Annotated in this window: 10 protein-coding genes and 1 pseudogene; 4 read left to right on the top strand and 7 right to left on the bottom strand. The window is 43.0% G+C overall.

The window, feature by feature from the left end; genetic code table 11:
- A pseudogene (locus tag L4D12_RS24010) lies at positions 1-249 on the top strand (IS4 family transposase); the annotation flags it as partial.
- A gap of 176 nt (positions 250-425) precedes the next feature.
- Here L4D12_RS24010 and L4D12_RS24005 read toward each other — a convergent pair.
- The 5 genes from L4D12_RS24005 to L4D12_RS23985 all read right to left on the bottom strand — a co-directional run bounded on the left by L4D12_RS24005 (position 426) and on the right by L4D12_RS23985 (position 5,416).
- Entirely contained in the window at positions 426-1,142 is a 717-nt protein-coding gene (locus tag L4D12_RS24005) for a hypothetical protein (RefSeq protein WP_428450353.1), read from the bottom strand.
- Between the two features lie 4 nt (positions 1,143-1,146).
- Positions 1,147-1,638 (bottom strand): hypothetical protein, encoded by a 492-nt coding sequence (locus L4D12_RS24000; RefSeq protein WP_428450352.1) that lies wholly within the window; start codon positions 1,636-1,638, stop codon positions 1,147-1,149.
- A 1-nt stretch (position 1,639) separates the two neighbouring features.
- The gene (locus L4D12_RS23995; RefSeq protein ID WP_428450351.1) at positions 1,640-2,494 is read right to left on the bottom strand and encodes a ParA family protein; all 855 of its coding nucleotides are present in this window, start codon (positions 2,492-2,494) and stop codon (positions 1,640-1,642) included.
- A 497-nt stretch (positions 2,495-2,991) separates the two neighbouring features.
- Entirely contained in the window at positions 2,992-4,023 is a 1,032-nt protein-coding gene (gene tdh / locus L4D12_RS23990) for an L-threonine 3-dehydrogenase (protein WP_428450350.1), read from the bottom strand.
- 199 nt (positions 4,024-4,222) lie between these two features.
- Positions 4,223-5,416 carry a glycine C-acetyltransferase gene (locus L4D12_RS23985; protein WP_428450349.1) on the bottom strand — a complete coding sequence of 398 codons (1,194 nt, stop codon included), beginning with the start codon at positions 5,414-5,416 and terminating at the stop codon, positions 4,223-4,225.
- Between the two features lie 228 nt (positions 5,417-5,644).
- On the opposite strand from L4D12_RS23985, the gene L4D12_RS23980 reads away from it, so the two are divergent.
- Positions 5,645-6,568, top strand: coding sequence for a LysR family transcriptional regulator (locus L4D12_RS23980; RefSeq protein WP_428450348.1), 924 nt, complete (start codon positions 5,645-5,647; stop codon positions 6,566-6,568).
- Positions 6,569-6,735: 167 nt separating this feature from the next.
- The gene (gene malZ / locus L4D12_RS23975) at positions 6,736-8,589 is read left to right on the top strand and encodes a maltodextrin glucosidase (protein WP_428450347.1); all 1,854 of its coding nucleotides are present in this window, start codon (positions 6,736-6,738) and stop codon (positions 8,587-8,589) included.
- Positions 8,590-8,692: 103 nt separating this feature from the next.
- On the opposite strand, the gene L4D12_RS23970 is transcribed toward malZ, so the two are convergent.
- Entirely contained in the window at positions 8,693-9,109 is a 417-nt protein-coding gene (locus tag L4D12_RS23970) for a response regulator (RefSeq protein WP_428450346.1), read from the bottom strand.
- Positions 9,110-9,525: 416 nt separating this feature from the next.
- Between L4D12_RS23970 and L4D12_RS23965 the strand changes: the two genes are divergently transcribed.
- Positions 9,526-10,203, top strand: a complete 678-nt coding sequence (locus L4D12_RS23965; protein ID WP_428450345.1) for a hypothetical protein — start codon at positions 9,526-9,528, stop codon at positions 10,201-10,203.
- Between the two features lie 308 nt (positions 10,204-10,511).
- On the opposite strand, the gene pfkB is transcribed toward L4D12_RS23965, so the two are convergent.
- On the bottom strand, positions 10,512-11,468 hold the full coding sequence (gene pfkB / locus L4D12_RS23960; protein ID WP_428450344.1) for a 1-phosphofructokinase: 957 nt from the start codon (positions 11,466-11,468) through the stop codon (positions 10,512-10,514).
- Positions 11,469-11,472: the final 4 nt, after the last annotated feature.

The following is an 11,472-nucleotide window of genomic DNA, read 5'->3' as shown; positions in this document are numbered from 1 at the left end:
GACATATTGCTGCTCATTGCGTTACTGGCTGAAATTTTAATGTGGTGGAATGGTTTAGCGGCTGCACAAGCAAAGTGGCATTTTGACTTTCAAGCTAACAGCATCAAGCACCGGAGAGTCCTATCAATACCACGACTTGGGCGGGAAGTTCGAGTTCATCGACGATATCAAATTAACGACTCCCAATATCAATGGGCAATGCTTGAATATCAACGACTCACTCACACCGAAGGGCTGGGCAAATTATGAGGGGATCCGTCAGCGCCTGCATAACACGTTTACTACTATGCAATTATACTTAATATTGACGCATTAAAACGAGAAACACCCGACAACCTGAGATGCCGAGTGTAGTAAATCGTGTTGATGCATTTGTTATATGCCAATTCACGTTTAACTAAACGAATACATCAGGGTAATTAACATCAAGCTGTTGATAATTCACCAGAGTAAATCATTGATTTAATATTTCTAGATAGCGATACATCAATTATATCTTTACTTTTATAATGGACTTTTGGATACTCGACCCTATATTTCCAACATAAAATATCCAAGATTGAACTAGCCACATCAATATAATTAGTCATAAACTGCGTAGACGATTTTACTTCAAAATAAGGGAAATAGCCTAAGGCTCCAACATTTTGCATATTCGACTCTGTTGCAGTATGCACTGACGCACAAAGCTTTGAGTATAACCCCTTAAGTTTTCTGTATTTATCTTTTATTTCTTTAGTTTTAAATACATTAGCATCCTCTGCTTTTTCTATCACTTCGTAAGTATTTTTGATAGAAGCAATGTCAGGATGTACAGTGCTCCCAATTGCTTTAAGAAAGTTTTCGATTGCACTTCTCAAAATTTGATCACTTCCCTTATAGCATCCATGAAGAGATACAAATAATGAACTTCCAAGCTCAGAAATTGACTCTCCTAAATACTTTCCAAATGTAGAATTTAAGTCACCTTTTAAAGGGTCTAAACCTTTACATACAGAATGAAGCTCTAAAACTGAAAAATAAACCTTATGTGTTCTTTTTAAATTTTTAAAGTATTCAATATTATCTGCTTTTGGCAATTGATAATCTGCCACGAATACTTTTAAGTGCTCAAAGTCTTCTTGTATCAACCTAGTAGACATACATTTACCTCGAAGAAAGTTCGTTGATTACTATGTTCCAGTTAAAATCATTATCGTCTTTATTTCGTAGTATTTGTTTTGTTCTTTCTTTATTACCAGCAAGAACCGCCAATGCTCTAACTAAAACATCAAGTTTTTCATCGTCTAATTCAACTGTCGAACAAATAACTCTGCCAATAACATCAGCCCTTGAACTGCGACTAAACCTAATTAACTCAATACCTAATACACTTTTCGAAAAATCAGCTATATCTTGGTTACGTTTAAAAAGATCTGAATCAAGAAATAACGCAGGCAAAACTCCAACTAAAAAGTGTTTGTTAGGATTTTTAGACTCGTAGTTCCCTACTGCATCTTTGGCATCAGATTGTTCGTTAGTCGCAGTTTCAATTAAAGATGCGGCATTTTTAAAGTCTATTTTTGAATAACTGTCCATTAGCCAAGAGAATTCTTCTAAAAAACGTAGAAGTGTCTTTAATTCTTTTTTATTTTTCATCCTAATCCTCCAATCCTAATTTCTTCAACGCTTCTTTAGTAATATCAGCTATAGCCATTTTTAATTTTGGGTCACCTGTATCTAAAATTAGTTTTTGGTTTCCTTGAAGTCTAGCTACTTCTGTACGCTTCAATAACGATTTGTTAAATCGTTTTCCTTTCCAAAAGCTAGCAGAATCAAGGTAGTCTTTAGCGTTTTTATAAACAGTCTCTCTTTCATCAACAATAGTTAACACAACACCAAGACATTCAATCGACAGAGAGTAATTCTCTTTAACTCTGTTTATCACATTTCTCAATAGATCAATACCAGTCACCGATAAAGGTTCAGGTTTAACCGGAACCAAATAATAATCTGATGCTATTAGAGCTGCCGACATCCAAGTAGAAGGTGTTGGAGGGGTATCAATAATGACTAGATCATACTGTCCTAATTCTTTAATAGTATTAATATATCTTTTCAGTCGGTGCTCCCTACCTTGACCCGCCGACATATCTAGGCGATATAGATCAAGAGCTCCTGGCAGTAAATACATGTTATTTTTATATTGCATTGGCAGAATATTTTCCAAGGCAATTGGTTCTATAGGTGACTCACCTCTTACTGAACTGTTTTGCACTCTAGGGCTATCATCAAATACATCAACGATCGTGTGGCCCCCACTTTCAATGTGCTTAACATAATCAGAACCGTGCACTAATGCTTGAGTTGCATTAAATTGAGGATCTAAGTCTATAATTAGAACTTTTAAACCGTGCCTAGTGGCCATACAATCAGCAACATTTATAGATAACGTTGTTTTTGCAACACCACCTTTCATATTTACAAAACTAACTACCTTCATACGATTCTTCATTCCTTTAAGATTAACCTTTTGGCTTAAAGTCGATTATCTCATGAAATTTTTAAAAACAACAACATAGTTAATATAAAAACTAAGGCTGTATGTATATACGGTAGGAGATATTCAATTATTTTAGATATCAGGAGACAAACTGGCATATAACAACTTTATATATGGAACTGTTCTACATTACAATTCTACATATCACCATTAGCAGATGCTAACACATACTCTAAGGCATTGATAATAAGGAATATAAAAAACACACGTCGGACAAATTGTAGAATCATTCCATATACCACGTTCTACATTTTCATCATCAGTTTGATATCACACTTTTAAGATTACTTAGCGTTACATTCCATTATTTGCCGAATGATCGGCCACAACTAAAGCGTCATAAGCTCCATAAGTTTGGGTGTCGGCCTACATCGCTTTCCGCAAAATTTAAAGATAAAAAACGGGCCATGATGACCCGTTCAATTATTCAATCAATCTCAACCGAGGAATTATTCCCAATCAAGAATAACCTTGCCTGACATACCAGAGCGCATCACATCGAAGCCTTCTTGGAAGTCATCAATCTTGTAGTGATGGGTGATGATTGGCGTTAGATCCAAACCTGATTGAATCAAGCTTGCCATCTTGTACCAGGTTTCAAACATTTCACGACCATAGATACCCTTGATCACCAAGCCTTTGAAGATCACTTGTGTCCAGTCGATACCCATGTCTGACGGTGGAATACCTAGCAGTGCAATTTTGCCACCGTGGTTCATGCAAGACAGCATGCTGTTGAATGCCGATGGTACGCCTGACATTTCTAAGCCCACGTCGAAGCCTTCTGTCATGCCCAGCTCAGCCATCACATCTTCTAGCTTCTCTTCAGCCACGTTAACTGCGCGGGATACGCCCATTTTACGTGCCAAATCGAGACGGTATTCGTTCACGTCAGTGATCACCACGTGGCGAGCGCCAACGTGCTTAGCAACCGCTGCTGCCATGATACCGATTGGGCCTGCACCGGTGATCAGCACATCTTCACCCACAAGGTCAAACGACAGTGCGGTATGTACTGCGTTACCAAACGGGTCGAAGATTGATGCGAGATCGTCAGAAATGCCAGCAGGGATTTTGAATGCGTTAAACGCAGGGATCACTAGGTATTCAGCAAACGCACCTTCGCGGTTCACACCCACACCTGTGGTGTTACGGCAAAGGTGAGTACGACCGCCACGGCAGTTACGGCAGTGACCACACGTGATATGGCCTTCGCCTGATACGCGATCTCCCAGCTCAAAGCCACGCACTTCTTGGCCGATGCCGACCACTTCACCCACGTATTCATGGCCGACAACCATTGGTACAGGGATCGTCTTCTGTGACCATTCGTCCCAGTTGTAGATATGCACATCGGTACCACAAATTGCGGTTTTCTTGATGCGGATTAGCAAATCGTTGTGGCCAAGCACGGGCTTGTCCACTTCTGTCATCCAAATGCCAACTTCAGGCTTTAGCTTTGATAACGCTTTCATTTTCATTGTATTTTCTCACTACTGCCCCGCGCCATGCGAAGCAAAGAAATCTGTTGTCTGTTTTTGTGGCGATTAATGCCGGGGTATATCTCTATCTAAATGATTTCGGCGACAAGAAGGCTTTCATCCATGAACTGACGCCTGTCAGTGATTGGAGAAAGCCTTTGTCGTCAACAACACCAGAGGGCGATGCATGACGATAGAGTTAGATGATACCCATGTCGTGACCGACTTCGATAAACGCATCAATGGCTTTATCAAGTTGCTCACGGGTGTGTGCGGCAGACATCTGAGTACGGATACGCGCCTGACCTTTTGGTACCACTGGGAAAGAGAAACCTACCACGTAGATACCTTTAGCCAATGCGCGCTCAGCAAACTCAGCCGCCACTTTTGCATCACCCAACATAATTGGAATGATTGCGTGGTCAGCCCCACCCATTGTGAAGCCTGCGCCTTCCATACGTGCACGGAAGTGCGCGGCGTTGTCCCATAGCTGATCACGTAGCGAACCGCTTTCTGCAAGCAGGTCAAGTACACGCAGTGACGCCGCAACAATTGCAGGGGCAACAGAGTTAGAGAACAGGTACGGACGTGAACGCTGACGCAACCAGTCAATCACTTCTTTCTTACCTGCAGTATAGCCGCCTGATGCACCGCCCATGGCTTTACCTAGAGTACCGGTGATGATATCGATACGGTCAATCACGTCATGATACTCGTGTGTACCACGACCGTTTGGTCCCATGAAGCCCACCGCGTGAGAATCATCAACCATTACCAGTGCGTCGTACTTATCAGCCAAATCACAGATTGCTGGCAGGTTAGCAACCACACCGTCCATCGAGAACACACCGTCGGTCACGATAAGCTTATGGCGGGCACCCGCTTCATTAGCCGCAATCAACTGAGCTTCAAGCTCTTGCATGTTGTTGTTTGAGTAACGGAAACGCTTTGCTTTACACAGACGCACACCATCGATGATAGAAGCGTGGTTTAGTGCATCAGAAATGATCGCATCTTCTTCGCCAAGAATAGTTTCAAACAGGCCGGTGTTCGCGTCGAAGCAAGAGGTATAAAGAATGGTGTCTTCCATTCCCAAGAAAGTAGAAAGCTTCTGCTCAAGCGCTTTGTGCGCGTCTTGCGTACCACAAATGAAACGCACTGATGCCATACCAAAACCGTGCTGATCCATACCGGCTTTAGCTGCTTCGATAAGATCAGGATGGTTAGCCAGGCCTAAATAGTTATTCGCGCAGAAGTTCAGTACTTCTTCGCCAGTATTGATAGAAACCGCTGCTTTCTGGGCAGATGTGATAATACGTTCAGATTTGTACAAACCTTCAGCTTTTACTTCTTCAATTTGCTGATTAATTTGATCATAAAATGCGGCAGACATGATGTTCCTCTCAATAATTTTTATTCCTAATACCGATGTTCAAAACAAAATCACCAGTATTGGTTTCTGCTGTAGGGTCACTTTTCACCTAAGTCATCTTTCTATTACACAGATTAGGCGATTTACCTGATAAAAAATGTTCATTTCACAGGATCTTTAGACTTGAACCATTTTAATCATAACCCGTTCAGACTATTATCCCCTCCCCTGGAAAAGGACTGTTGAACTATGGACACAAATAAACTCATTGCCCTTATGCCAGAGCTGGCTGTTTTTAAGATCGTGGTTGACGAAGGCAGCTTTACCGCTGCCGCCAAAAAGTTAGGGGTAACGCCATCCGCTCTAAGCAAGCAGCTCTCTCGATTGGAACACACCCTCTCTGCGAAACTCCTTGAACGTACCACGCGCAAGCTGGTGATCACCGAGTCAGGCAAGGGGATCTACAATCAATGCAGTACGCTGATCGAAGCGACCAAGCAAGCGGTTGAGTTCACCAGTTCTGAGCATATTACGCCGTCTGGCTCTTTAACGGTTGCTGCCCCGAAAGCCTTTTTAAGCATCGTGCTGCAACCGATGGTAAAACCCTTTCTCGACCAGTACCCCGATATTGAGTTGAAACTGAAAGCCACCGATGGTGACATCGATTTAATCTCAGACGGTATTGATGTAGTGTTTCGATTAACAGAGAAGCCAACAGAAGGCTTAGTGGTTAAACACATGGGAACCGTCAGCTTGGCGCTGTGTGCCAGCCCTGAGTACCTGCTCAAACGTGGCACACCGCATCATCCTAAAGATCTGACCGGGCACGACTGTATCTATCTTGGCGAAACCGCCACTGACCATATCTGGGACTTTGTCAAAGATGGGGATGCGCATAGCATTACGGTCAAAGGCCGCTATGCCGTTAACCATTCTCAGATGCGCTTAAAAGGGGTGATTGATGGATTAGGGATTGGTATTTTCCCCGATTTTGTCATCAAGCAAGCCCTCGCGGAAGGGACGGTAAAAGAGGTATTGGAGGATTGGACTATCAAGGGCAATTATCAAGGTGATATTGCACTACAGTTCGCTCAGACCAAATTCATGCCGGCGCGTCTGCGGGTATTTATCGATTATGTTGCCGAGCACTTATCTAAGTACACAGTTTCATAACGGATATTTTCTGGTGGTTAGCAGTAACCACCAGCATTTATTTCAAAAAGCATCTACACCCTTTGCTACGCCTCCAAATTTTTGAATCAGGATGATTTCCTTTATAGCCAAACGCGGTAGAGTTATTGATATCTATCTCTATTCCTATGTTGAGGGCTATAAGAACAATGACGAATGCGCCTTACTTTTATCATGGACAAGATCCCGCTTGGGTCAGCGTCAAAGAATCTCATCTCCACCTCACCGTAGTGAGCGAAGCCGACACCCTGATTTCTGCAGTCTTTATTCGTTGCGAACCGGATAACGAAGAAAAACTCATCGACATGGAGCGCGGAGCGATTCGTGGCCGTCTGCAGTACTGGCACGGAGCACTACCGCTAAACCAAGACCGAGCGACAACCCATTACTGCTTTAAAATCATGCAAAATAGCCGTCAGTGGTGGCTGCATGGCACGGGCATCAGCCCCCGCATTCCCGGTAAAGAAGTACACTTTAAATTCAATCGTGAATCTCAGCCACCCGCCTGGGTGAAACAACAGGTGTTCTACCAAATTTTTCCTGACCGATTTAACAATGGCGATACAACTATTAGCGTCAGTAACGGTGAGTATTGTCTGAGCGGCGATGAGCGCCCTACCATCGCACTGCCGTGGGGGCATGATGTCTCTGAACATGGAGCCAATGGTCCGAACGAATTCTTCGGTGGTGATCTAAAAGGGATCCAAGACAAGTTTGACTACCTGCAAAATCTTGGCGTCACCGCGCTTTATCTAAACCCGATTTTTGAAGCGCCAAGCAACCATAAATATGACACCACCGATTACCGTAAGATTGATCCGCACCTCGGAACCAATACTCAGTTTGCAGAAATGGTCGACGATCTCCACCGCCGTGACATGAAAATCATGCTCGACGCCGTTTATAATCATACTTCGGTCAACCACCCTTGGTTTGATAAGTACGGCAAGCAGACTCATGAACCCGGCGCCTATGGCAATCCGGATTCTGTCTACCGTGATTACTATCAATTTAGCGCGAATAGCAATGATTACGTCGGCTGGAATGGTATTGCCACGCTGCCGAAACTCAACTTCTCTAATCCTGCGGTACAAGATTACATCTACGCTGGGGATGATGCCGTCATTAAAATGTGGCTACGCCCGCCATACTCTATTGATGCATGGCGATTTGATGTTATTCACATGCTTGGCGAAGGCGCTGGCGCCTATAACAACGCCCACTATGTCAAAGCATTCCGTCACGCGGCAAAATCCGTCAATCCAGACTGCTATGTACTGGGTGAGCATTTCTTTGAGGCCAGTAACTGGCTGCAAGGAGAGCAAGAAGACGGTGCAATGAACTACTACGGTTTTGCCCATCCGGTACGCGCTTTCTTTGCTCAAAAAGACATTGCCTATCATAACTGCCAAATTGATGCGGTAGAATTTGTTAACTGGCTCAATGAGGCTCGTTGTAAGATCCCATGGCTAAATCAGCTCTCACAACTTAACCAGTTAGACAGCCACGACACCATGCGATTCCTGACAACTCTTGGCGGTGATAAGGACACCATGAAACTGGCCTTGCTCATGCTGTTTGCTTATATCGGCACACCGTGTATCTATTACGGGACAGAAGTGGCGCTTGAGGGAGGACATGATCCCGATAACCGCCGCTGTTTCCCTTGGGAAAGCACCAAGTGTGCTAATTCAACCTTTGACTATGTCCAGCTGTTAATTGGCCTACGTAAACAGTCATTGTCTCTTCAGCAAGGCAGCTTACAGTGGCTCTATGCTGAGCATAAACAACTGGCTTTCGCCCGAACCTACGGTGATGAAACCATCGTATGCCTGATCAATAACAGTGATAAAGCCAAAACACTGACCTTACCCTTATGGAAACTGGGTATAGATGATGCAGTGTTGGTTGATCGGCTAACTGGCGATGAATGGGCAGCAAAGAACGGACTACTCACCATGACAATGGCAGGAAAAGAAGGGTTATTGCTTAAGCTATCATAGTCATCTAGCCATTACTGCCCCCATGAAAGGCCTATCAAAAGGCCTTTCACTTTTACTAAGAATGTCGCAACCCATCACATTGATCTACAACTAGCCGTAATCATTACATCACGGCAGACTTCGCCATGATCGCGGTTAACATGGTTTGAAACAGGCTCTGCTTTGTAATGGGCTTTGATAGGTAGTCATTCATACCTGCATCAAAGCAGTGCTGCTTTTCTTCTTCCATCACATTCGCGGTTAGCGCAATGATCTGAACTACTCGGCCATTTAGCATCTTCCGTATTGTTTCCGTGGCTTCTAAACCGCCCATCACCGGCATCTTACAATCCATTAATATAATATCCAGATCATGGCTTCGCATGTAATCCACGGCCTGACGACCATTTTCAACTACTTGGATGTTGTTTAAGCCTATCGCCCCCAAAAAAGCCAAGATCAGCTGTTGATTGACAGGGCTATCCTCAGCCACAAGAATACGTGTATCGCGATATGAAGAAAGATCATGCTCTTCTGCCATTTGAACCACCTGATTATCTCGCTTGGGTACAATTTTCTCAACGGTAATACTTGGAAACGGTTCGCAAGATACAGGCCAACTTTAATAAATCGCAACCACTTGTTTTTCATGTGAAATTATATTTATACCTTTTAACTGCTAGCCCTTTTATCAATTTAGGAATCAATTTGCTAATCAGCTTACTACCCATCACCATTCTGCCACTGGTCTCGATTATTTTTTTGAATAGCCATGTCGTATTTCTCAAATTTTTTCTATTGTCTCAGTTAATTTCTCATAACTGAGAGCAAAAAATTAACACCATTTCAGTCACTTATTAATTTCTTATTTTTATCCCTATTATTCATCAAAATATTTTGCATCTTACAATATGCTTACTGTGAGCTTCAGAAAAATATTATAACGAGGTTCCTAATATGATTAGGCCAACGCTTACATTGCTAACAAGTATATTTCTATTTGCCTGCGGGGGCGGTTCAAGCAGTAATACTGACCCTGTCATTAATTCAATGGATGATATCAGCGTAAGAAAAGTCGGTATTGATTTAGTGAATATATCCACTCAATCAGTAGATTATTACATCAGAGAAAACGGTGATAAGAATGCACTGTTTGATGAAGGAAATAAAGTTGCGACCAATCTAAGTTTAGAGAAAAAATATCACTCTATTCAATGGACATCAAATTCACCGATGACAATTGATATTGGTATTCAAGACACTAACAGCCAGACAATCAATAACAAAGCAACTGATATTATATTGAATAACAAGCAAAAAGTCTGGGCTATCGCATGGCAGGATGAACTGACGATGTCGCTCTCCACCGACATAGTAAAGCCTGCTCCCCTTGAGGATAAGTACCGCATTCGAGTATTTGCTGTTGATGATGTCTGGGTACAGATTGTATCAAGTGCAGTTTCAACTCAAGAAGTAAAAAAAGGGAAGTTTTCATCGCATATGACAGTTGAAAATTGCAGCGGCGAACTTTTTCTCGGTGCTAATCAAACTAACATCTGTGATTTAGATATAGGTAAATCGTATCTATTAATTGTTGATGGGGAAAACCTTCTGTTAGCAGCAGAGGAAAAATAATAACAAGAAATAATTATAATAAGTAGCGACAATGATACTGAGTATTAATAACAATAATAAGCAATACTGTTTAAATATTGGGAATATTATAATGATAACCAATGCGCTTTGATTATTTAACGCAAGGAGTTCCTACATATAATAATGATTGTCAAAAGTAGAGCATGTGCTTTGTACCTTGTACAAATTTAGGGGAAATGACTCTAGCTGCCCATCACTGGGCAATGACCATCATAACAAAATCCGTAGGTAGCGGTGGCAATAAGCCCCGGCATGAATCATGCCGGGGCTTTTTTTTATTCGCTATCTCATGATAGTGATAGTCTGTTAGGTCCCATATCTACAAGTTGAACATCATCTTTGATGTTAAGTACTTGGCTAATGTCTTTCACTCCAACCCCAACCTGGCTTACTGCCAGTGCCGAAAGTGCAGTTGCAAAACTTAACGTCTCTTGTTTATTCCAATGATTAAGTTGCCCCCAGCACAGTCCCGCAACCAAGGTATCACCAGCCCCTACCGTGCTGACAATATCCACCTTCGGCGGTTGAGAACGCAGCCAGCCTTCACTATTGAGCCACATCACCCCTTTCGCGCCCAACGACACCACGACATTAGCAATGTCTTTTGTTGCCAATTGTTCAGCCGCCTCTCTGAGCGCTTGCTCGCTACTCAGTTCATGACCGGCCCAATCAGATAATTCTTCATCATTAGGCTTAACTAACCACGGTGATGCCCCTAGCCCTGCAGCCAACGCCGCTTTGCTACTATCGAAAAATACATGCTTCCCTTTGCTGTGCAGTATGCTGATCCAGTCCGCACACTGCTGAGGGGAAATGCCGAGAGGTAAACTGCCAGCGATCACAAACACATCATGGGTTTCTGCCAAGGTGAACAAGGTACGCTCAAATGCAGATAAATCATCTTCACTAACTTCGCCGCCTGGGAAATTGATATCGCTGACCCGACCGTTACCTTCTACCAACTTTACGTTAATACGACTGGCACCCGAAACCCGAACAAACGCATCTGTTACACCTAATTGATCGAAGAGCTGGCAAAATGGGGCTTGATTGTCAGCACCAAGCAAGCCTGTCACCGTCACATCAGCGCCCAGTTCAGCCAGTACTTTTGCGACGTTAACACCTTTTCCTGCCGGATGAAGGCTACCTTCTTTGATCAGGTTTACAGTACCGACTGACAAACTGTCTAAACTGCCGGTCAAATCCAGTGCTGGATTTAACGTGACCGTCACTACTTTTCTCATATTG

It is taken from the genome of Photobacterium nomapromontoriensis (assembly GCF_050336815.1).
Lineage (GTDB): Bacteria > Pseudomonadota > Gammaproteobacteria > Enterobacterales > Vibrionaceae > Photobacterium > Photobacterium nomapromontoriensis.
Note: the sequence above shows the minus strand (reverse complement) of the source record. Positions and strands in the feature narration are given on the sequence as shown.

Bases quoted from the DNA above. Each gene is read 5' to 3' on its own strand.
- L4D12_RS24005 (WP_428450353.1), bottom strand. From the start codon at position 1,142: ATGTCTACTAGGTTGATACAAGAAGACTTTGAGCACTTAAAAGTATTC.
- L4D12_RS24000 (WP_428450352.1), bottom strand. From the start codon at position 1,638: ATGAAAAATAAAAAAGAATTAAAGACACTTCTACGTTTTTTAGAAGAA.
- L4D12_RS23995 (WP_428450351.1), bottom strand. From the start codon at position 2,494: ATGAAGAATCGTATGAAGGTAGTTAGTTTTGTAAATATGAAAGGTGGT.
- tdh (WP_428450350.1), bottom strand. From the start codon at position 4,023: ATGAAAATGAAAGCGTTATCAAAGCTAAAGCCTGAAGTTGGCATTTGG.
- L4D12_RS23985 (WP_428450349.1), bottom strand. From the start codon at position 5,416: ATGTCTGCCGCATTTTATGATCAAATTAATCAGCAAATTGAAGAAGTA.
- L4D12_RS23980 (WP_428450348.1), top strand. From the start codon at position 5,645: ATGGACACAAATAAACTCATTGCCCTTATGCCAGAGCTGGCTGTTTTT.
- malZ (WP_428450347.1), top strand. From the start codon at position 6,736: ATGACGAATGCGCCTTACTTTTATCATGGACAAGATCCCGCTTGGGTC.
- L4D12_RS23970 (WP_428450346.1), bottom strand. From the start codon at position 9,109: ATGGCAGAAGAGCATGATCTTTCTTCATATCGCGATACACGTATTCTT.
- L4D12_RS23965 (WP_428450345.1), top strand. From the start codon at position 9,526: ATGATTAGGCCAACGCTTACATTGCTAACAAGTATATTTCTATTTGCC.
- pfkB (WP_428450344.1), bottom strand. From the start codon at position 11,468: ATGAGAAAAGTAGTGACGGTCACGTTAAATCCAGCACTGGATTTGACC.